The sequence below is a fragment of the Kribbella amoyensis genome, assembly GCF_007828865.1.
Lineage (GTDB): Bacteria > Actinomycetota > Actinomycetes > Propionibacteriales > Kribbellaceae > Kribbella > Kribbella amoyensis.
Genome location: NZ_VIVK01000001.1, coordinates 1,728,258 through 1,749,647 on the forward strand (window position 1 = coordinate 1,728,258; position 21,390 = coordinate 1,749,647).

Annotated in this window: 18 protein-coding genes, 2 tRNA genes and 1 pseudogene; 12 read left to right on the plus strand and 9 right to left on the minus strand. The window is 67.5% G+C overall.

Going from position 1 to position 21,390, the window contains the following annotated elements; genetic code table 11:
* Window positions 1-243 precede the first annotated feature (243 nt).
* The 4 genes and pseudogenes from yidC to rpmH form a co-directional block, all read right to left on the minus strand.
* Window positions 244-1,164: pseudogene (gene yidC / locus FB561_RS08310) on the minus strand (membrane protein insertase YidC); the annotation flags it as partial.
* 66 nt (window positions 1,165-1,230) lie between these two features.
* Entirely contained in the window at window positions 1,231-1,542 is a 312-nt protein-coding gene (yidD, locus tag FB561_RS08315; RefSeq protein WP_145804688.1) for a membrane protein insertion efficiency factor YidD, read from the minus strand.
* A complete protein-coding gene (rnpA, locus tag FB561_RS08320; RefSeq protein ID WP_145804690.1) occupies window positions 1,539-1,889 on the minus strand; it encodes a ribonuclease P protein component in 351 nt (116 codons plus the stop codon). The genes yidD and rnpA overlap by 4 nt, the downstream gene beginning before the upstream one ends.
* Before the next feature lie 32 nt (window positions 1,890-1,921).
* The gene (rpmH, locus tag FB561_RS08325; RefSeq protein WP_077018336.1) at window positions 1,922-2,059 is read right to left on the minus strand and encodes a 50S ribosomal protein L34; all 138 of its coding nucleotides are present in this window, start codon (window positions 2,057-2,059) and stop codon (window positions 1,922-1,924) included.
* A 701-nt stretch (window positions 2,060-2,760) separates the two neighbouring features.
* On the opposite strand from rpmH, the gene dnaA reads away from it, so the two are divergent.
* The 6 genes from dnaA to FB561_RS08355 all read left to right on the plus strand — a co-directional run bounded on the left by dnaA (window position 2,761) and on the right by FB561_RS08355 (window position 10,593).
* A complete protein-coding gene (dnaA, locus tag FB561_RS08330) occupies window positions 2,761-4,740 on the plus strand; it encodes a chromosomal replication initiator protein DnaA (protein WP_238334713.1) in 1,980 nt (659 codons plus the stop codon).
* A gap of 505 nt (window positions 4,741-5,245) precedes the next feature.
* Window positions 5,246-6,391, plus strand: coding sequence for a DNA polymerase III subunit beta (gene dnaN / locus FB561_RS08335; RefSeq protein WP_145804694.1), 1,146 nt, complete (start codon window positions 5,246-5,248; stop codon window positions 6,389-6,391).
* A 35-nt stretch (window positions 6,392-6,426) separates the two neighbouring features.
* The gene (gene gnd / locus FB561_RS08340; protein ID WP_145804696.1) at window positions 6,427-7,341 is read left to right on the plus strand and encodes a phosphogluconate dehydrogenase (NAD(+)-dependent, decarboxylating); all 915 of its coding nucleotides are present in this window, start codon (window positions 6,427-6,429) and stop codon (window positions 7,339-7,341) included.
* Between the two features lie 12 nt (window positions 7,342-7,353).
* Window positions 7,354-8,493, plus strand: a complete 1,140-nt coding sequence (gene recF / locus FB561_RS08345; RefSeq protein ID WP_145804698.1) for a DNA replication/repair protein RecF — start codon at window positions 7,354-7,356, stop codon at window positions 8,491-8,493.
* The gene (locus tag FB561_RS08350; RefSeq protein ID WP_145804700.1) at window positions 8,486-9,067 is read left to right on the plus strand and encodes a DciA family protein; all 582 of its coding nucleotides are present in this window, start codon (window positions 8,486-8,488) and stop codon (window positions 9,065-9,067) included. Before recF ends, FB561_RS08350 begins: the two co-directional genes overlap by 8 nt.
* Window positions 9,068-9,261: 194 nt before the next feature.
* Entirely contained in the window at window positions 9,262-10,593 is a 1,332-nt protein-coding gene (locus tag FB561_RS08355) for a hypothetical protein (protein WP_145804702.1), read from the plus strand.
* A 60-nt stretch (window positions 10,594-10,653) separates the two neighbouring features.
* Here FB561_RS08355 and FB561_RS08360 read toward each other — a convergent pair whose 3' ends face one another.
* From FB561_RS08360 to FB561_RS08370, 3 genes are read right to left on the minus strand one after another with little or no spacing between them, the layout of a single operon-like run.
* Window positions 10,654-11,223 carry a hypothetical protein gene (locus FB561_RS08360; protein ID WP_145804704.1) on the minus strand — a complete coding sequence of 190 codons (570 nt, stop codon included), beginning with the start codon at window positions 11,221-11,223 and terminating at the stop codon, window positions 10,654-10,656.
* Window positions 11,220-11,816, minus strand: coding sequence for a DUF4352 domain-containing protein (locus FB561_RS08365; protein ID WP_145804706.1), 597 nt, complete (start codon window positions 11,814-11,816; stop codon window positions 11,220-11,222). The genes FB561_RS08360 and FB561_RS08365 overlap by 4 nt, the downstream gene beginning before the upstream one ends.
* Window positions 11,813-12,451, minus strand: a complete 639-nt coding sequence (locus FB561_RS08370) for a hypothetical protein (RefSeq protein ID WP_238334714.1) — start codon at window positions 12,449-12,451, stop codon at window positions 11,813-11,815. Before FB561_RS08370 ends, FB561_RS08365 begins: the two co-directional genes overlap by 4 nt.
* 285 nt (window positions 12,452-12,736) lie before the next feature.
* Between FB561_RS08370 and gyrB the strand changes: the two genes are divergently transcribed.
* The 6 genes from gyrB (at window position 12,737) to FB561_RS08395 (ending at window position 18,958) form a co-directional block, all read left to right on the plus strand.
* The gene (gene gyrB, locus FB561_RS08375; protein WP_420371340.1) at window positions 12,737-14,812 is read left to right on the plus strand and encodes a DNA topoisomerase (ATP-hydrolyzing) subunit B; all 2,076 of its coding nucleotides are present in this window, start codon (window positions 12,737-12,739) and stop codon (window positions 14,810-14,812) included.
* Between the two features lie 84 nt (window positions 14,813-14,896).
* Window positions 14,897-17,548: a DNA gyrase subunit A gene (gene gyrA / locus FB561_RS08380; RefSeq protein WP_145804712.1), complete on the plus strand. Its 2,652-nt coding sequence runs from the start codon at window positions 14,897-14,899 to the stop codon at window positions 17,546-17,548.
* Window positions 17,548-18,522 (plus strand): DUF3566 domain-containing protein, encoded by a 975-nt coding sequence (locus FB561_RS08385; protein WP_145804714.1) that lies wholly within the window; start codon window positions 17,548-17,550, stop codon window positions 18,520-18,522. Before gyrA ends, FB561_RS08385 begins: the two co-directional genes overlap by 1 nt.
* A gap of 108 nt (window positions 18,523-18,630) precedes the next feature.
* Window positions 18,631-18,704: transfer RNA gene (locus FB561_RS08390), tRNA-Ile, on the plus strand.
* A gap of 36 nt (window positions 18,705-18,740) precedes the next feature.
* Window positions 18,741-18,872, plus strand: a complete 132-nt coding sequence (locus FB561_RS38540) for a DLW-39 family protein (RefSeq protein WP_238334715.1) — start codon at window positions 18,741-18,743, stop codon at window positions 18,870-18,872.
* A gap of 10 nt (window positions 18,873-18,882) precedes the next feature.
* A tRNA-Ala gene (locus FB561_RS08395) sits at window positions 18,883-18,958 on the plus strand.
* Between the two features lie 9 nt (window positions 18,959-18,967).
* On the opposite strand, the gene FB561_RS08400 is transcribed toward FB561_RS08395, so the two are convergent.
* Window positions 18,968-20,203, minus strand: a complete 1,236-nt coding sequence (locus tag FB561_RS08400; RefSeq protein WP_145804717.1) for an IS481 family transposase — start codon at window positions 20,201-20,203, stop codon at window positions 18,968-18,970.
* Window positions 20,204-20,664: 461 nt separating this feature from the next.
* Window positions 20,665-21,255 (minus strand): dihydrofolate reductase family protein, encoded by a 591-nt coding sequence (locus FB561_RS08405; RefSeq protein WP_145804719.1) that lies wholly within the window; start codon window positions 21,253-21,255, stop codon window positions 20,665-20,667.
* Between the last annotated feature and the right edge of the window lie 135 nt (window positions 21,256-21,390).

The following is a 21,390-nucleotide window of genomic DNA, read 5'->3' on the forward strand; positions in this document are numbered from 1 at the left end:
CGCTCAGTTGTCGGACTTGCGCGCGGCCGCCGACCCGCCGGACTTCTTCTGCGCCGCCTTCTGCTGCGCGGTCCGCTGCGCTCGCGACTTCGCCGCCGGCTGACGCTTGGCGTTGCCCGCCTTCTTCGCGGCCGGCGCCTTCTTGGCAGGCTGCTCGGAGGACTTCGCCGGCTGCTTCTTCGGCGTCTCGTCAGCTTGGCCATTGCTGTCGGCCGTCGACGCGCTCTGTCCGGTGGCACCGCCGGACTTCCGGTCGCTCCGGGACTGCCGCTTCGGCTGCTGCCGGGTGGCCGGCCGACGGTCCGAGCCGGTCTCGTCGTCGAGGGTGGCGGTCGCCAGACCGGTGTCCTCCGGCTTGCCCACGCGCCGGTTGTGCTCGCGCTTGCGGGCCTCCATCGCGTCGTACGCCGGGGTGCCCGGAGCCGGGTTGCGGCGGATCACGTAGAACTGCTGGCCCATCGTCCACAGGTTCGAGACGAACCAGTAGATGAGCACACCGATCGGGAAGTTGAAGCCACCGATCAGGAAGAAGACCGGGAAGACGTACAGCATGATCTTCTGCATCTGCGCCGCCTGGCCCTCGAGGGCCTCCTTCGGCATGTTCTTGCGCATCAGCTGAAGCTGGGTGATGAACATCGTGGCGGTCATCAGGATGATCAGCACGACGGCGACGATCTTGACGTTCGTCGCACCGGGGCCGCTGGCCTTCAGGAAGGTCTGCGAGATCTCCGCACCGAAGATCGTCGCGTGCTGCAGCGAGGAGACGTACGGATCCATGATGCTCGAGTGCGTCTTGCCCTTCGACGCGTAGTCGAGCACCCGGAACAGGGCCAGGAAGATCGGCGACTGCAGCAACAGCGGCAGGCACGAGGAGAACGGGTTCGTCCCGGTCTCCTTGTACAGCTTCATCATTTCCTGACCGAGCTTCTCCCGGTCATGGCCGTACTTCTTCTGCAGCTCCTTCATCTTCGGCTGCAGCAGCTGCATGTTCCGGCTGGAGCGGATCTGCCGCACGAACAGCGGGATCAGCAGGGTCCGGATGACCACGGTCAGGCCGGCGATGGACAGCGCCCAGGTCCAGCCGCCGTCCGGGTCCATGACCAGCGAGAGCAGCTGGTGCCACCCCACCAGCAAGGCCGAGACAGCCCAGTAGAGCGGGGTCATGACCGCGTTGAACAGGTCTACGATCCCGTCCCACAACGCGAGCTCAGGGATGGCCAGAAGAGTCACTCAAGCACCTCGCTGCACAGGCCCGGCGTCCGCCGACTCTCCGGGCTGGTTGGCGGAGAGGGTCTCTCCGCGCTGGTCGACATCTGTGGGTGGAACGGGGTCGTAGCCGCCGGGGTTCCACGGGTGGCAGCGGGCGAGTCTCCTCGCCGCCAGCCAGCTACCGCGCACCGCACCGTGCCGCTCGACCGCTTCCAGGGCGTACGCCGAACAACTGGGGTAGAACCTGCACACCTGGCCGTACATCGGACTGACGAACTTCCGGTACAGCTTGAGGAAACCGATGAGCCCGTACTTGACGGGCGCGATCTTCATCGTGGCTCCAGCACGCGTCGCAGCGCACCGTCCACGTCCGACTCCAGCTCGCCGTACGACGCCGTAGCGGAGGCGGGCAGAGCACGGACCACGGTGAGACTGCCCGGCGGCAGGTCGGCCAGACGCGCGGCCATCACAGCGCGTAGGCGGCGGTGGACCCGGTTCCGCAGAACCGCGTTGCCCACCGCCTTGTTCACCACGAATCCGATACGAGCAGGCCCGCCCTGGTCAGGGCCGGCCTGAGACAACAGGTGGACCACCACGGCACGCCGACCCGCCCGCCGTCCGGAACGGACGGCGCGACGGAAGTCGTCGGACCGGCGCAACCGGTGCGACGCAGGCAGCACGAGGCAGTCACCGAGACGTCCAGCCAGACGGCTCAGGCCGCGAGCCGCTGACGGCCCTTGCTGCGACGGGAGGCGAGGATCGCGCGACCCGCACGGGTGCGCATCCGAAGACGGAAGCCGTGCTTCTTGTGCCGGCGACGGTTGTTCGGCTGGAACGTCCGCTTGCTCACTGGAATGACTCCGGTTACTCGAGATCACATTTGTCGACAAATCCACTGATAGATCTGCCGCTTGGTGCAGTCCTGCACACCGCCCGAGAACCCGAAGCCGGCGAATGCCGACCGAGGATGGTCCCGCCTGGAGCGCAGCACGAAACGGCCGGCTCAACACCGACCGATCCACGGTACGTGGCCGCCTGTGGACAGGTCAAACCAGCCGTCCCCATAGTTTTCCACAGCCTTGTGGAGAATCCACATCTCGCACCGGCTGTCAAAGGCCGGTCACAGTCCGGCCCGATCGGTTCCGAGGGGTGGGACTCGCATCACGACTACGCTCCGGCGTCCACTCGACACGCCGCAGGTTGCCCCCAATTTGGCCTCCATAGCCTGTGGATGACGGCTTGAAGCGGCCTGCCAGGACTTGTTAGCGTCAGCCCCTCACACCACAGGTCCCGCGCCCCACAACCGGTAACCAACCCGCTCCACGCTTCGTTCACATCTGTGGACAACTTTGTGGACAATGAGGATGACCGGCTGAGGAGACCAGCGATTGCGATGTGCGGCCGACCGGCTGCACACCCAGTGGCCGGGTGCCGGGACAGAGGTCGCGCCAAGCTGGGTCTTCCCAAGGCGGCACCGGCCACCGCAGCGATGGATTCGGGGAGCAACGCGTGGTCGAGGACCAGTCCGCGAAGGCGGACGTGAGGACAGAAGTGAACGACTTGGGCGAGGCGTGGACCAGGGTCCTCGCCGGTCTTCCCCCGAACCAGCGGGCCTGGCTGACGAACTCCCGGCCGGTCACCCTGCACGAGAGCACCGCGATCGTGGCGGTGCCGGACGACTTCACCCGCGGCCAGTTGGAGACCCGCCTCCGCCCCGATCTGGAGCGGATCCTCAGCGAGAGCTTCGGCCGCGGCATCCGGATCGCGGTGACCGTCGACCCGTCCCTCGACCCTGAGCTCAACCAGCCGGCCCCGCAGCCCGCAGTCCAGCAGCAGCCGCCGGTGCAGCAGCCGCCGGTGCAGCAGCCCCCGGCGCAGCACGAGCCGCCGCGGCACATGCCGCTGCAGCAGGCGCCGCAGATGTTGTCCCCAGGTGTGTACCAGCAGCCGCAGCCGTACCAACCAGTGCAGCAGCCCGACCAGTACCAGCCGGCACCCGCGGAGCCGTACCAGCAGCCCGCGCCGACCGAGCAGTACCAGGCCCAGCAGTCGGAGCAGCAGTACCAGCCGTCGCAGCCGGAGCAGTATCAACAGCCCGAGCCGTACAAGCAGCCGCAGCAAGAGCAGCAGTACAGCCAACCCGAGCAGTACAACCAGGGCGAGCAGCAGTACACCCAGAGCCAGCCCGAGCAGTACCGCCCGGCCCCGCAGTCGGAGCAGTACAGCCAGTCTGAGCAGTACAGCCCGCCGAAACCGGCGGAGCAGTACCAGCCGAGCCAGCCTGAGCAGTACCAGCCGCCGCGGCAGTCGACCCCTGCCCCGCAGGCGCAGCCGCCGCTGCAGACGGACGGGGCGTACCAGCCGACGCTGCAGTCGTCGCTGTCCGCACCGCCGGAGGTGCTCCACCAGCAGCAGCCGCTCGGTTCACCGCTCGGCAAGCCGCTCACTCCGGGTGCGACGCTGTCCAACTCGCCGGCCACCGACGCGATGGGCGAGGCGCGACTCAACCCGAAGTACACGTTCGAGACGTTCGTCATCGGCAGCTCGAACCGGTTCGCGCACGCGGCCGCCGTCGCGGTCGCCGAGGCACCGGGCAAGGCGTACAACCCGCAGCTGATCTACGGCGACTCCGGGCTGGGCAAGACCCACCTGTTGCACGCGATCGGTCACTACGTACGCAGTCTGTACACCGGCGCCCGCGTCCGGTACGTCTCCAGCGAAGAGTTCACCAACGACTTCATCAACGCGATCCGCGACGACAAGGCGTCCCAGTTCCAGCGCCGGTACCGCGACGTCGACGTGCTGCTGATCGACGACATCCAGTTCCTGGAAGGCAAGATCCAGACCCAGGAAGAGTTCTTCCACACCTTCAACACGCTGCACAACGCGAACAAGCAGATCGTGATCAGCTCCGACCGGGCGCCGAAGCGGCTGGAGGCGCTGGAGGACCGGCTGCGGAACCGGTTCGAGTGGGGCCTGATCACCGACATCCAGCCGCCCGACCTGGAGACCCGGATCGCGATCCTGCGGAAGAAGGCGGCCACCGAGCGGCTGACCGCGCCGCCGGAGGTGCTGGAGTTCATCGCGTCGAAGGTGCAGACGAACATCCGTGAGCTCGAGGGCGCCCTGATCCGGGTCACCGCGTTCGCCAGTCTGAACCGGCAGCCGGTCGACCTGAGCCTGGCCGAGATCGTGCTCAAGGACCTGATCCCCGAGGGCAGCAAGCCCGAGGTGACGGCCAGCATGATCATGGGCCAGACCGCCTCGTACTTCGGGCTGTCGATCGACGACCTGTGCGGATCCAGCCGCAGCCGCGTCCTGGTCACCGCCCGGCAGATCGCCATGTACCTGTGCCGCGAGCTGACCGATCTCTCACTGCCGAAGATCGGCCAGCAGTTCGGCGGCCGCGACCACACCACCGTGATGCACGCGGAGCGGAAGATCCGGCAGCTGATGTCCGAGCGCCGCAGCGTCTTCAACCAGGTCACCGAGCTGACCAACCGGATCAAGCACCAGGCCAAGCAGCAATGACCCGAACCGCCTCCGACAGCGTGCTGGACAGGCGCTCGGACGCGGCCGCTCGAACCACACAGCCTGGGGACACAGCTGTGGAAAACTGTGGGTATTCCGGTGGACACACGAGGGTTCACTGTGGATTCGCTGTGGGGACACCGAGCGTCATCACCAGGCGTCCCAAGGCAAGCGGGGAATCATCCACAGCGGATCCACATGGTCATCTGTGCTCTGACCTGCGAACTCGGCGGTTTTCCACACTATCCACCGGTGCGAAGAACCCTATGGAATCTATAGAGGTTCCAAAGTCCACAAATGGTTCTGGCGGCCCAACCTGGGGAAAACTCCCGATTTCGGCCCGTTCTGGGCACTGTCGGCTCGACCTGTCAGGCTGGTCCTGGAAGTACCTACCGAAGCCCACACAGGACGACCCGAACCGCCACGTCAAGCCCGGTGGGGGCACATCACATCTGTCCGTGGCAGGATCTGCCTGGCACACAGCCGAAACAGGAGGCACCCAGCGGTGAAGTTTCGCGTCGAGCGCGACGTACTGGCCGAGTCGGTGGCCTGGGCCGCGCGTAGCTTGCCCAGTCGTCCCAGTGTCCCGATCCTCGCGGGACTCCTCGTCGAGGCCGAGGAAGGGCAGATCACCCTGTCCGGCTTCGACTACGAGACCTCCGTCCGCGTCACCGTGCCCGCACAGGTGGCCGACACCGGCAGGTGCCTGATCTCCGGCCGGCTCGTGGCCGACATCTCCAAGAGCCTGCCGAACCAGCCGGTCGACGTCGCGGTGGACGGCCCGAAGGCTCAGGTCACCTGCGGCACCTCGCGGTTCACCCTGCAGACGCTGCCCACCGAGGAGTACCCGGCCCTGCCGGACCTGCCCGCGGCCAGCGGTACCGTCCGCAGCGACGTGTTCGCCCAGGCGGTGTCCCAGGTGGTCACCGCGGCCGGCCGCGAGGACACGCTTCCGGTGCTGACCGGTGTCCGGGTCGAAATCGAGGGACCCACGATCTCCCTGCTCGCCACCGACCGGTACCGGCTGGCGATCCGCGAGCTGGAGTGGAGCCCGGAGTCCCCCGACGCGTCCGCGGCCGCCCTGGTCCCGGCGCGGGTGCTGGCCGAGACCGCCAAGGCGATGACCGGTACCGAGATCGTCGTGTCGCTCGCGGCTCCCGGTTCCGGCGACGGCATCGTAGGTTTCGAGGGCCAGGTCTCCGGTGGGAACCGGCGGGCGACCACCCGGTTGCTGGACGGCGAGTTCCCGAAGGTCCGCGGCATCATCCCGACCGACGCGGCGATCGCGACCCGGGTCCGGCTGGACACGGCGACCCTGGTCGAGGCGGTCAAGCGCGTCGCCCTCGTTGCCGAGCGCAACGCTCCGGTCCGGCTGACCTTCAGCGAGGACTCGGTCACCCTCGACGCCGGCAGCGGTGACGAGGCGCAGGCGTCCGAGTCGATCGAGGCCCGCGTCGTCGGCGACCCGGTCACGGTCGGCTTCAACCCGACGTACCTGCTGGACGGTCTCGGCGCGATCGGAACACCGGTGGCCCATCTGGCGTTCACCCAGGCGACGAAGCCCGCCGAGCTCACCGGTGTGGCGGACTTCGACGGCGAGCCGATCAGCGAGTTCCGGTACGTGCTGATGCCGGTCCGCCTGAACAGCTGACGAAGCGGAAAGCCAACAGAACAAGGGGATTCACGATGGAGCTCGGCCTTGTCGGTCTCGGCAAGATGGGCGGCAACATGCGCCAGCGGATTCGCAACGCCGGTCACACGGTGATCGGGTTCGACCACAACCCGGACATCTCCGACGCCGCCGACCTGGCCGACATGGTCGGCAAGCTCACCGCGACGGACCAGCCGCGGGTGGTCTGGGTGATGGTGCCCGTGCAGGCCATCGACCCGGTCATCACCGAGCTCGCCGACCTGCTCACCGAGGGCGACATCGTGATCGACGGCGGCAACAGCCGCTGGACCGACGACACCCGCCGCGCCGCGCAACTGGCCGAGAAGGGCATCCGGTTCGTCGACTGCGGCGTCTCCGGTGGTGTTTGGGGCCTGGAGAACGGGTACGCGCTGATGTGCGGCGGCGACGCCGACACGGTCGGTGCGGTGATGCCGATCTTTGAGGCGCTCAAGCCCGAGGGCGAGTTCGGTTTCGTGCACGCCGGCAAGGTCGGCGCGGGGCACTTCACCAAGATGGTTCACAACGGCATCGAGTACGCGATCATGCAGGCGTACGCGGAGGGTTTCGAGCTGCTCGAGGCGGCCGACGTCGTCGAGAACGTGCCCGAGGCGTTCGACTCGTGGCGTGAGGGCACCGTGATCCGGTCCTGGCTGCTCGACCTGATGGTGAACGCGCTCAAGGACGACACCCACCTGGACAAGATCCGCGGGTACGCCGACGACTCGGGCGAGGGCCGCTGGACCGTCGAGGCGGCCATCGACCACGCGGTCCCGGTGCCGGCGATCGCGGCGTCGTTGTTCGCCCGGTTCGCGTCCCGGCAGGAGGACTCCCCCGCGATGAAGGCGATCGCGGCGATGCGGAACCAGTTCGGCGGCCACGCGGTCAAGGGCGCCGAGGACCCGTCGTACGCCACGCCGCCGAAGAACTGAGACAGCGCCGAGGTGTATGTCACCGCCCTCGGTCTGGTCGACTTCCGGTCCTATCCGCAGGCGGAGGTCCGGCTCGAGCCGGGCGTGACTGCCTTCGTCGGACCGAACGGCCAGGGCAAGACCAACCTGGTCGAAGCGATCCACTACACGGCGACGCTCGGTTCGCACCGGGTGGCGACCGACGCGCCGTTGGTCCGCGCCGGGGCGCCACGCGCGATCGTGCGGACCGAGATCCGCGGCGAGTACGACCGGGACGTGGTCGTCGAGCTCGAGATCAACCCGGGCAAGTCGAACCGCGCCCGGATCAACCGCTCCCCGGTCCCCCGCCCGCGCGAGGTGCTCGGGTACCTCCGCACGGTGCTGTTCGCGCCGGAGGACCTGGCGCTGGTCAAGGGTGATCCGTCCGAGCGGCGCCGGTTCCTGGACGAGTTGCTCACTTTGCGGTCGCCCCGGATGGCCGGAGTTCGCTCGGACTACGACCGCGTCCTGAAGCAGCGGAACTCGTTGCTCCGGAGCGCGTCGATGGCCCGTCGGCAGAACAGGTCGAACGCGGCCGAGGGCCAGCTGCGGACCCTCGAGGTGTGGGACTCGCACCTCGCCCGGGCCGGCTCCGAGTTGCTCGCGACCCGGCTCGAGCTGCTGGAATCCCTGCGACCGTTGGTCTCCAGCGCGTACGACGCCGTTGCCCGAGGCAAGGGTGATGCGCGGCTGGAGTACAAGTCCTCGGTCCGGCTGGAACCGGGGATCACCTCCCGCGAGCAGCTCGCCGAGGTGCTGATGGCGGCGGTCCAGGAGAAGCGCCAGGACGAGCTCGACCGCGGCGTCTCCCTGGTCGGACCGCATCGCGACGACGTGGTTCTCGGGCTCGGGGACTTGCCGGCCAAGGGGTACGCGAGTCACGGTGAGTCCTGGTCCTTCGCGCTCGCACTGCGGCTGGCGTCGTACGAGCTGCTGAAGGCGGACGGGGGTGAGCCTGTGTTGATCCTGGACGACGTGTTCGCCGAGCTGGACTCGCAACGACGCAACCGGCTCGCCGAATTGGTGGCACCCGCGCAGCAGGTACTCGTGACCGCGGCGGTGGGCGCCGACGTACCGGAGGAGCTGTCCGGAGCGCGCTTCGACGTGGGTGAGGGCACGGTCCACCGTGCCTGAACCCCGGAATTCCTCTGAGAGCGGCTCTGAGAGCGATCTGCCCGGTGCTGAGCCGACGGAGGAAGCCGAGCACGACAAGCAGGGACTGGACCTGGCGAAGTCCCTGGCCGGCCGGCTGAAGGCGAACGCGGCCAAGAACGGTCCGACCAGGCCGTTCCGCAAGTCCCGCCGCCGGCACCCGGGCGAGCCCCAGGTCAGCGGCGCCCGCCCCGACGACCGTGACCCCCAGCGCCTCACCTCGACGATGAACCGCCTGATGCGCGACCAGGGCTGGGAGGTCGACGTCGCCGTCCACGGCGTGATGGCCCGCTGGCCGTCCATCGTCGGCCCCGAAATGGCCGAACACTGCAAGCCGGAGACCTACCAGGACACCGAGCTCACCGTCCGCACCGACTCCACCGCCTGGGCCACCCAGCTCCGCCTCCTCGCCCCGGACCTGGTCCGCCGCCTCAACGCGGAACTGGGCGAAGGCACCGTCACCCAGGTCAAGGTCCAAGGCCCCAACGTCCCCTCCTGGCGAAAAGGCCCCCGCACAGTCCGCGGCGGCCGAGGCCCCCGAGACACCTACGGCTGACCCGGCGTCTCCTACGTTCAGTCACGTTCCGCCACGCAGCGGGTTGAGTTGGTTGCCGGAGGTCACCATCTACGCCTCCGCGGGTGGTTCTGTGCAGGTCGTGGCTCCGGACGTCCAGCCGCTGGAGGGCCGTGACGACGCCGTGGTGAGAGCGGTTGTCGGGGCGACCCGGTGCTCCCCTAGGATCGGGCGCGATGCGCACGATCGTCGATGGCCTCCGAGAGATGGTCCACCTGATCGGAGACACCTTCCGGTTGTGGTGGCGCAACCTGCTGCCCCTGGCGACCTGGTTCCTGGCCGGGTACGTCGGATTCCGGGCTTCGATCAACGCGGCGATCTGGCTGAGCGAGCACCAGCACAAGAGTTTGGCCTTCGGTCTGTTCGCGGCCGGGGTGCTCGCGCAGATCGCGGCCGCGGTCGGCATGATCCGTACTTGCGCGACGTCCTTGTTCCGCTGGCGGGACGCGGCGAGCGACCAGGAGGAAGAAACCTCTGACCCGACACAGCAGAACCTGATGGAGCTGTTGTCGGTCACGTTGCTTCCGCTGGTTGCCGTCTGGTCTGCCTGGGGGTTCCTCGAGGAGCGGATCTCCGAGTTGTCGGTCAGCACGATCGTGCAACTCGGCAACGGGCCCGGAACGGGCTTCTTCGAGATCAACGACGGGAAGTGGAAGGGCTATCTGCCGGCGATCGTGGTGCTGCTGGTCATTCGCCGCGTGATCGAGGCGATCGATGATCGCTGGCCGAGCCGGCCGGCCAAGTTCCTCCAAGTCTGGAGCGAGGCGTTCTTCCTGCTGATCACCGTGGTGGTGATCCCGCCGGCGAAGAACGAGTTCACCGGCTGGCTCGCGGAGCGGAACTTCTGGTACTTCACGGTCGACTGGTGGGACAAGGCCAAGGAGTTCTTCGCCGGGATCAACATCCCGTTGCCGGCCGGACTCGAGTTCCTCTGGGCAGGCTTCTGGGAGACCCTCTGGCCGCTCTTCAAGGAGGGCGTCGGCGAACCACTGACGTGGCTGGCCATCACCACGGTCGTCTTCGGCCATCGCGTGCTGTCCAGCGGCGGTGTGCTGCGAGGAACCCGGCTCGAGCGCCGGCTCGGGGTCCAGCCGGCCGAGGAGCAGCAGCCGGTCGGCCGGATCGTCGCAATGACCAACAAGGCACCGAACCTGGTTCTCGGCGGGCTGCGGGAGAAGTTCTACCCGACCTTGAACGCATTCCGGCTGCTGGTCCGCGTCGGTCCGGTCTTCCTGGGCGTCGTCTGCCTGACCTACACGATCTGGACCTTGGCCGACAGCTGGACCTTCGTCGGCTTCCAGCGACTGATCGGTGTCCACGGTGAACGCTGGGGTCTGATGAACCACGAGATCGCGTCGCTCGGTAAGGACGTCGTCTTCGAGACCCTCCGGATCGCCCTACTGGCCGCAGCCTTCGACATGTGCATCTCGGTCGGAGCCCAGCGTCGGGCTGAAGCCGCCGCGGCCAAGGAGGCCGGCGCCACCGGGCAAGCAGTCGCTCGCGACTAGCTGACCCGCTCGATCAGCAGACGGTGCACAGAGGTGCCTGGCTGCTGATCGAGCGGCAACTCAGAAAGTGAACAGGACCCTGCGGAAGTCTCCGACCTCGGTGGACTCGACCTGGATTCCGGTCAAGTGCTGTACAGCGGAGGACGGTACGACGAACACGTGCGCGATCTTCGTCGGCTCGTTGCGCTTGATGGGGTTGTCGTTGTCCGAGCAGTAGGTCGGCAGCGGGAAGTCGCGGAAGACGGACTGGGACTTCCACACGTTGCCACGGTCGTCCCGCAACATCGCGTCGCAGGTGAACCCGCCGTCGTTGTACCGCCGCGCTTCGAGCACGGTCAGCTCGGACGTGACGACGACGACCGTGGTGCCGGCTACCTGGTTGTCGAGCTTGATCGCCTTCTTGTCTTTGTCGACGAGCGTCGTGTACGGCTGCATCGAGTCGAGTTTCCAGGTGACGTTGTCGATCGTCACAGGGCCCTTCGAGACCACCTCGGTGACCGCGCCCTCCTCGAAGACACGCTCATCGTCACCGAGGTACGTCCGCAACAGCAGGAATGCGCTCAGCCCCAGGAGCGTGACGAGCAGTGCTGCCTGCGCTGTCAGCCGGAACGCACGGTCGGAGAGTTTCACGATGCCACCCGAATCTCCGGCTTGATCAGCAGATACTCCTCGCCCGCACGCTCGATCGACCGCTGGGCGATGTCCTCACTGGGCACCCCGAGATCGATCGACAGGTCGTAAGCAAGGGTGTTGAAGAAGAGCACCGGTTCGACGTAGAACGTCAGGCCGGCGAGGTCGGACGGGTTGACCTCGAACACGAATCCGCCGGTCTGGGCGAATCCCGCGGCGGGAAAGGGTATCCCCGAATCGATGCCTTCGGTCACGGGTCGGTAGACCGAGCCCGCCTCGGTCTTGAGCGACACGTTCGTGCTCCCCGGGTCGTCGGCCCCGCGGACGACGTCGTACTCGACCGCGACGAAGACACCCTTGGTCTGAACGACCTTCGCGTCGGACGAGTCCCGCGGGATGAACGACTTGGTGAAGGCAACCCGCGTCACCGTCACCTGAGAGTCACCGTAGGCGACGTCCTCACCGATGGCGCCGTGGGTGACGATCCGGCTCGGATCCTCGAAAACGGCATCGGGGTCGCCGAGCCGCACGATGCCACCCAACAGCACGAGGACGACGCCGATGGCCACGGTCGCGGGACGATAGACCTTCATTCGTCCTCCTCCGTCTCGATCGTCGCGGGCACCCTGACCACGCTGACGGGGCGCTCTCCTTGCCAGTACTCGCCCTCAGACGCGCCGGCCAGCTGGTTCGCCGAGGTGTAGACCTCACCGAGCACTCCGATCTCGAGCTTCTTCTCGGCGAAGTCGACCGGTACGTCGAACTTCGCGAAGCAAGGCTCGGCCGGCAGACCGTAGACAGCGCGGTAATTCAGTTCGTCGTGGCAGCTCGCACCATTGGACTGGATCGGCTCAGACCCGTCGGCCGGCACCAGCTGCAGCATCTTGCCGCTGATGGAGCCGCTCTCCTTCGTCTCCTCGTCGATGTTGCGGAGGTCGAAGTACACCTGCACGCGGGTCTCGGCTTCGGAGTACTCACCCTTGGGCTTGCGGATGATCTTCGCGCTGGTGAAGCCGAACTCGAACCGGCCGGCGTCGATCGTGGTCGGGGCGTCGACGGTCGGGACCGCGCGACCCTCGTGCTTCTTCCAGCCGCCGAAGGGGATGAGGACCAGGGCGAGGACGACGACGACTGCGAGGGCTATCAGCCACTTGCGGCGGTGCCGGTGGATCACCCGGTCGGCGATCATGGCGTCGATGACGTCGTCGAGACTTTCCACGGCAGGCATCCTAGGGGCCGGTGGGTGCGGGGAGGCCGGGATGGCTCGGGTCTCGGGTCCGAGACGGGTACCAGAGGGCCGGTCGAAAGCCACTGAGAGGCCGTGAGCGCTTTTCAGGGCCCCTCGCACGATGGGGGACATGGCTGGGAGGGAGAAAAGACGCCCTGTCCACAGTTTCGGCCGCCTCATGGCCGGTTCTGCTTCGCTCGACAGGTAGACTGGGAGCACTGAGAGGGCCGCTGCTACTGATCGGGCACCGATAAACACAGTAGGGGCGGCTACTAGTGTGCATCGATGCCCCGCTCACACGGGGTCCGAGGAGGACAACAGCCGGTGACCGACGAGCCGACCGAGATCGACGCCAACCAGTCCGCCGACCCCATCGGCACCGTCGTACCCGACAGCGCGATCCCGTCCACCCTGGTGGAGCGGGAGTACGACGCCAGCGCGATCCAGGTCCTCGAGGGCCTCGACGCGGTGCGCAAGCGACCGGGCATGTACATCGGGTCGACCGGTGAACGGGGTCTGCACCACCTGGTCTACGAGGTGGTCGACAACGCGGTGGACGAGGCGCTGGCCGGGTACTGCGACAAGATCGTCGTCACCCTGCTCGCCGACGGCGGGGTCCGGGTCGTCGACAACGGCCGCGGTATCCCGGTCGGCATCGTCGAGTCCGAGGGCAAGCCGGCCGTCACGGTCGTGCTCACCGTGCTGCACGCCGGCGGCAAGTTCGGCGGCGGCGGGTACAAGGTCTCCGGTGGTCTGCATGGCGTCGGCGTCTCCGTGGTGAACGCGCTGTCCACGCGCCTCAAGGTGGACGTGCAGACGGGCGGCAAGCTCTACACGCAGTCCTTCACGGTGGGCAACCCGGACGAGGACCTGGCCGAGATCGGTACGTCCGACTCCAACGGCACCACGATCACCTTCTGGCCGAGCGCGGACGTCTTCGAGACCACCACGTACTCGTACGAGACGCTGTCCACCCGGTTCCGCGAGTACGCGTTCCTGAACAAGGGCCTCGAGCTGATCATCCGGGACGAGCGCCCGGACCACACCGAGGACGGTCAGCCGGTCGAGCAGTCGTTCAAGTACGACGACGGCCTGGTCGACTACGTGAAGTACCTGACCGGGATCCGCGAGCCCGTCCACCGGGACGTGATCGCGTTCGAGGCGGCGCAGGGCGAGGACACCCTGAGTCTCGAGGTCGCGATGCAGTGGAGCGGGTCCTTCCAGGAGTCGGTGCACACGTTCGCCAACGCGATCAACACGCACGAGGGCGGCACCCACGAAGAGGGCTTCCGGGCCGCGCTCACCTCGCTGGTCAACTCGTTCGGCGAGGACCAGGGCATGATCAAGAAGAAGGAGGACAGGCTCACCGGCGACGACATCCGGGAGGGCTTGACCGCGATCATCTCGGTCAAGCTGGGCGAGCCGCAGTTCGAGGGCCAGACCAAGACCAAGCTCGGTAACACCGAGGTCAAGGGTTTCGTCCAGAAGGTCGTCAACGACAAACTGGGCGCCTGGTTCGAGCAGAACCCGGCCGAGGGCCGCGAGATCATCCGCAAGGCGACCGCGGCCGCGAGTGCCCGGATCGCGGCCCGCAAGGCGCGTGACCTGGCCCGTAACCGCAAGGGCCTGCTCGGCGGCGGAGGCCTGCCGGGCAAGCTGTCCGACTGCCAGAGCACGAACCCGGAGGAGTGCGAGGTCTACATCGTCGAGGGTGACTCGGCGGGCGGCTCCGCGAAGGGCGGCCGGGACCCGAAGTTCCAGGCCATCCTGCCGATCCGGGGCAAGATCCTGAACGTCGAGAAGGCCCGGATCGACAAGGTCCTGCAGAACAACGAGGTGCAGGCGATCATCTCCGCCCTCGGGACCGGGATCCACGAGGACTTCGACGAGGAGAAGCTCCGCTACCACAAGATCGTGATCATGGCCGACGCCGACGTCGACGGCCAGCACATCCGGACGCTGCTGCTCACCCTGCTGTTCCGGTTCATGCGGCCGCTGATCGAGCGTGGTCACGTGTACGCCGCCCAGCCGCCGCTGTACAAGCTGCGGTGGAGCAACGCCACCCACGAGCTCGCGTACACCGAGCGGGAGAAGGACGGCCTGGTCGCGGCCGGCGCCGAGGCGGGCAAGAAGTTCCCGAAGGACAACGCGATCCAGCGGTACAAGGGTCTGGGTGAGATGAACGCCCAGGAGCTGTGGGAGACGACGATGGACCCGGCGAACCGGGTGCTGCTGCAGATCACCCTGGACGACGCGGCTCGGGCCGACGAGACCTTCGCGACGCTGATGGGCGACGACATCGAGGCGCGCCGGAACTTCATCCAGCGCAACGCCAAGGACGTCCGCTTCCTCGACATCTGACGGACCACCCCGGCCGGCCGCGGCCGGGGTTCCGCCCGCGCCCCACCACCCCGCAGTACCGAATCGAACGGGACGAGCTTTCCAATGACCGAGACCCCCACCTCACCGGGCCACGACCGGATCGAGCCTCTCGACCTGCAGACCGAGATGCAGCAGTCGTACCTCGACTACGCGATGGCGGTCATCGTCGGCCGCGCGCTGCCCGAGGTCCGCGACGGGCTGAAGCCGGTGCATCGCCGGATCCTCTACGCGATGTACGACGGCGGCTACCGGCCGGACCGCGGCTTCTCCAAGTGCTCGCGTGTCGTCGGTGACGTGATGGGTCAGTACCACCCGCACGGTGACTCGGCGATCTACGACACCCTGGTCCGGCTGGCGCAGCCGTGGGTGATGCGGGCGCCGATGATCCAGGGCCAGGGCAACTTCGGTTCGCCGGGCAACGACCCCGCGGCCGCGATGCGGTACACGGAGTGCCGGCTGGCGCCGCTGGCGATGGAGATGGTCCGCGACATCGACCAGGAGACGGTCGACTTCCGGCCCAACTACGACGGCCGTTCGCAGGAGCCGGTGATCCTGCCCAGCCGCTTCCCGAACCTGCTGGTCAACGGCTCCGCCGGGATCGCGGTCGGGATGGCGACCCAGATCCCGCCGCACAACCTGCGCGAGGTCGCGGGCGCGGCGAACTGGGTGCTGGAGAACCCGGACGCGAGCCAGGAGGAGATCCTGGCCGCGTGCATGGAGCACATCAAGGGCCCGGACTTCCCGAACGGCGCCCTGGTGGTCGGCTACAAGGGCATCGACGACGCGTACCGGACCGGCCGTGGCTCGGTCACGATGCGCGCGGTGGTGGACATCGAGGAGGACGCCAAGGGGCGGACCAGCCTCGTCGTCACCGAGCTGCCGTACATGGTCAACCCGGACAACCTGGCCCAGAAGATCGCCGAGCTGGTGAACACCGGCAAGGTCAGCGGGATCGCCGACATCCGCGACGACACCTCGTCCCGGACCGGTCAGCGGCTCGTGATCGTGCTGAAGCGGGACGCCCAGCCGCGGGTCGTGCTCAACAACCTCTACAAGCACACCCAGCTGCAGGACACCTTCGGCTGCAACATGCTGGCCCTGGTCGACGGCGTACCGCGCACCCTGAGCGTCGACCTGTTCATCACGCACTGGATCGACCACCAGATCGAGGTCATCCAGCGGCGGACCAGGTACCGCCTGCGCGAGGCCGAGAAGCAGGCGCACGTGTACCGCGGCCTGGTGAAGGCGCTGGACGCGCTGGACGAGGTCATCGCGCTGATCCGGCGCAGCCCGGACGTGGACGAGGCCCGCAGCGGCCTGATGTCGCTGCTGGAGATCGACGACGTCCAGGCGCAGGCCATCCTGGACATGCAGCTGCGCCGGCTGGCCGCCCTGGAGCGGCAGAAGATCACCGACCGGCTGAACGAGCTCGAGGCCGTCATCGCCGACCTCGAGGACATCCTGGCCAACCCGGTCCGGCAGCGCGGCATCGTCAAGGACGAGCTGGCCGAGATCGTCGACAAGTACGGCGACGACCGGCGGACCCAGATCATCGCGGCCGACGGCGACCTGTCCGTGCAGGACCTGGTCCCGGACGAGGACGTCGTCGTGACCATCACCCGCGGCGGCTACGCCAAGCGGACCAAGACCGACCTGTACCGGGTGCAGAACCGCGGCGGCAAGGGGGTCCGGGGGGCCCAGCTGCGGGCCGAGGACGAGATCGGCCACTTCTTCGCCACCACGAACCACCACTGGATGCTGTTCTTCACCACCAAGGGCCGGGTCTACCGGGCCAAGGTGTGGCAGCTGCCCGAGTCGGCGCGGGACGCGAAGGGCTCGCACGTCGCGGGGCTGCTCTCGTTCCAGCCGGACGAGGAGATCGCCCAGGTCCTCACGCTGCGGGACTACGAGCAGGCCGACTACCTGGTCCTGGCGACCAAGAAGGGCCTGGTCAAGAAGACGGCGCTGACCGACTACGACTCGGCCCGGCAGAGCGGCATCATCGCGGTCAACTTCCGCGAGGAGGACGACGAGCTGATCGGCGCCCACCTGGCCACCGCGCAGGACGACCTGCTGCTGGTGTCCCGGAAGGGCCAGTCGATCCGCTTCACCGCGAACGACGAGCAGCTGCGGCCGATGGGCCGGGCCACCTCCGGCGTCACCGGGATGAAGTTCCGGCCGGGCGACGAGCTGCTGTCGATGTCGGTGATCCGGCTGCACGCCGACGAGAACGCGCAGTACGTGTTCACGGTCACCGACGCCGGGTACGCCAAGCGCAGCCGGGTGGCGGAGTACCGCCAGCAGGGCCGTGGTGGGCTCGGGATCAAGGCGGTCAAGCTGAACGACGAGCGCGGGTCGCTGGTCGGCGCGATCATCGTCGGCGACGAGGACCAGGTGCTGGCGATCAAGTCCAGCGGCCAGGTCGTCCGCAGCCGGGTGGACACCGTGCCGGTGAAGGGCCGGGACACGATGGGTGTGAAGTTCGCCGGAGTCGGGGAGTCTGACGCTGTGGTCGCGATCGCCCGCAACACCGACCTCACCGTGAGTGAGGAGGAGCTCGAAGCCGCCGAGGCGGCGGTCGAGGCTGCCCAGGATGTGGACGGATCGACAACCGAAACCACCCCGGAGAGCGTCCAGTCAGGTGACCACCATTCGACTGACGCCGAAGGCGCGGCTACCGTCGAAGACGACGACGCCGGCCAGGAGGGCAGCTGATGACCAACCGCGCGAGGCCGACATGGCCTGATGGGGCTGCGGACAACGCGAAGACCCAGTCGCCCCAGGGCGGCAACGGGAAAGCGCCGTCCACCCCACCGGCCGCACCGACCTCCAACGGTCGTAGCAACAACGGGCGGGCGAACGGCTCTCAGCCGCGTCCCGCCCAAAACGGCCAGCAGTCCGCCGACTTCCGCCCGCAGCAGCGCCCGGCGAACCAGGGCGGCCCGTCCAAGCCGACGCGGCCGCCGCAGCAACCCCCGGTACGCCCTGCCGCGCAGCAGCCGGGCGGCGGACACCCGGGCGCCACGGCCAACCCGGGTCAGTCGAGCCCGAGTACGCCGGGGCGGCCGGAGCCACGGTTCCCGGCCGGTTCGCCGAGCCAGGGCCAGCCGGCGCAGGGGTACGGGCAGGTCGGCAAGGTGTCGGCTCCGTCCGCGGCGCCGAAGCAGGCCAAGACGGCCGACTCCTTCGGCGACCGGGTGACCGCGGCGAAGCAGGCGGTGCTCGACAAGGCGGCCGCGGTGAAGGAAGCCGCGAGCGCCGAGAAGGACAAGCCGCAGGCCGCCGCCGAGAGCGCGCCGCGTCCGACGTCGCGCGGCCAGGTCCGCAAGGCCCGGCTGCGGTTGTCGAGGCTGGATCCGTGGTCGGTGATGAAGACCTCGTTCCTGCTCTCCATCGCGTTCGGCATCGTGCTCTGGGTGGCCGTGTTCATCGTCTGGTCGGCGATCGGCGCGGCCGGCGTCTTCGACAACATCAACAACACGGTGTCCGAGGTCCTGGGCACCCCGTCGGCCGAGCCGTTCCGGATCGAGAACTACATCAACACCGGCAAGGTGATGGGCTTCACCACCCTGCTGGCGTGTGCGGACGTGTTGATCATCACCGCGCTCGCGACGCTCGGATCGTTCCTCTACAACATCGCGGCGACCCTGCTGGGCGGCCTCGAAGTCACGCTGGCATCGGAGGACTGAGGACCCCGGATCCGGTTCCGATCACCTCCCCGGTGAGGCCGATCGGAACCGGTTTGGGAACCAGGGCCAGAGTGCGGTAATCTCTCCCGGGTTCGAACCCCGCAACGCGGGCCTATAGCTCAGACGGTTAGAGCGCTGCCCTGATAAGGCAGAGGTCACTGGTTCAAGTCCAGTTAGGCCCACCCAACTCATGATCGACGCCGATCCGAGGAGTCCCGGTGCTGAAGAAGATTCTGCTGGTACTGCTGGCGAGCATCGGTGGATACTTCGCGTACAAGAAGACCCAGCAGGCCCGCGCCGAGCAGGACCTCTGGGCCGAGGCCGTCGACCCGGTCACCCCGGGCCGCTGAAACCCCCCACGGGGGCGTAGCTCAACTGGCAGAGCACTGCCTTTGCAAGGCAGGGGTTAGGGGTTCGAGTCCCCTCGTCTCCACCATGTGATCTCTCAGGACATACCGGACAGACCGGACCCCAGATTGGGGTCCGGTTTTCTGTTTTTGGGTGGTGGTCCTGGGGGTCGGCCGAGGGGTTGGTAGTCGCGGGTGGGGTCGAGTGTGAGTTCGCGGAGGAGTTCGCCGGTGGCGGCGTTGATGATGCGGATGTGGGGGTCGTCGACGAGCTTGAGGACGGGGGTTCGGGCGTGCTCGGTGCCGATGGGGATGTGGTGGAGGCGCCCGGCGCGGCGCAGGGTGAGTTTGCCGGCGGGGTCGGCGATGTCGTGGAGTACGCGGTAGTGGGTGTCGGTGGAGCGGTCGGTGCCGGGGCCGGTTTTGGGGCGGGCGTGGTAGGCGGTGGCCGGGGTCGCGCGGTGGGGCAGCGATCGGTGCGGGCGTGCGTGGTTGTAGATCTGCACGAAGGTGTCGAGGAGTGCCTGGAGCTCGTCCAGGCCGGCGGGTTGTTGAGGTTGCGCGGCCAGCCAGTTCTTCATCGTCTGCTGGAATCGTTCCACCTTGCCGCAGGTCGTGGGGTGGTTGGGGCGGGAGTTCTTCTGGACGATGTCGAGGCGGCGTAGTTCGGTCTCCAGACCGTTACGTCCACCGCGGCCGCCGGCGAAGCGGGTGGTGTAGACGAAGCCGTTGTCGGTGAGTACCGAGGCGGGAAACCCCTGCTTGGCTGCGGTTTGCCTGAAGGTGTCGAGCACGATTCGGCCGGTGATGTGCCGGTGAGCCGAGACGTGCAGGGCGTAGCGGGAGTGGTCGTCGAGCCAGGTGATGGTCTCGGTGTCGGTGCCGTCGGCGAGTGGGTAGTGGGTGAAGTCGGATTGCCAGGTTTCATTGGGTTGTTCGGCCTCGAACCGCAGGTAGGAGCTCTTCGGGCGCTTCTTCGGCTGCGGAATCACCAGCCCTTGGCGGGTCAGGGTGCGAGCGATGGTGCTGACCGAGACCGTGACCTGGTGGTGGTGCCGTAGATGCCAGGCGATCGTGTCCGGACCCGCGTCCAGACCGGACTCGATCAGCTGTTTGCGGACCGTGATGATCAGATCGACCGTCGACTGCGGTATGGCGGTCGGGCTGGTCTTGGGCCGGCGTGACCGTGGCTCGAACGCCGCTTCGCCGTCGGTGCGGTAGCGGGTCAGCAGTTCGTAGACCCACGACCGGGCAACGCCGTAGGCGGCCGCGACCTCGGCGACGCTGCGTCTTTCGATCTCGATCGCGGTAACAACCAGCCGGGCTTTGGACACAGCCGCAGCCTCGACGCCACTGCCACCAGACCCTCAGAACCAGTCCGGTATGTCTTGAGAGATCTGTCCGGTATGTCCTGACGGAGCACACCCTCGTCTCCACCATCACGTTTCCCGCACTCAAGCCTCGATTCCCGGCAAGTGCGCCCGAGGCGCCGTCCTCGCCGGAGCTTCGTCCGGCAGGTTGATCGACAAGTGTTTGCAGCGGTAGCCCTTCGTCATGGCCGCATGGTTCCACACGCCGACTCAGGGTTGAGGAGTTCGAGTTCGCTCGTCTCCACCATCACGTTGCTGCAGTTCAGCGCCTGATCTGGGTCTTCGCCCGCTGCCAGCCGCGGCCGTCGACGATGAACGTCTCGAGTTCCTTCACCGTGTCAGCATCTCCACACCCCGGCTGAACCTCAACCCGAACAAGCAGGATGCGTATCGTCGCCCGATACGCATCCTGCTGGGTTGTGGGGCTACTTCTTGTGGTCGTAGGTGGTCCAGATGGCGCCGGAGTCGGAGGTGATGACGTCGGTGAGGGTCCAGGAGGACGGGTTGAGGCCGTCCTCGAAGTAGCGGATGCCGTTGCCGACGATTTCGGGGGCTACCTGGATCTCCAGGCGGTCGATCTCGTCCTCGGCGAGGAGCTGGGCCAGCAGGTCCTTGCTGGACATGACCCAGATGTCGCCGCCTTCCTGGGTGCGCAGCTCGCGGACGGTGTCGACGAGGGACGCCGTCGCGAGGCGGGAGTTGTTCCAGGGCGTCTCCGTGAGGGTGTGGGAGAAGACGACCTTCTCCACGTCGTCGAGGTACTTGGCGAACTCGCGGTCGCGCGGGTCCGCGTCGGCCATGTCGATCACGGTCGGCCAGAAGCCGCCGAAGCCCTCGTAGTTGCCGCGGCCGAGGAGCGCGGTGCTGCTGCGCTGGGTCAACCGGATCAGCGAGTCGCGGCTCTGGTCGGTGATGGCGTGCGGCACGATCGGCGCCATGTCGCCCAGGCCACCCGGACCGGTGATCCGGCCGTCGAGGGAGACGGTCATGTTGGCGAAGACCTTGCGTTCGGACATCTGTTCCTCCTGGTTGATGGGCCGCTGACCGGCGCATTCGGTGATGACCACGAGTCTTCTCGGACGCGGACCCGGAAAGATCTGCCAGGTGGCCGATATCGGCGCCGGCAGTGGAGGATGTTGGCCATGATCGAC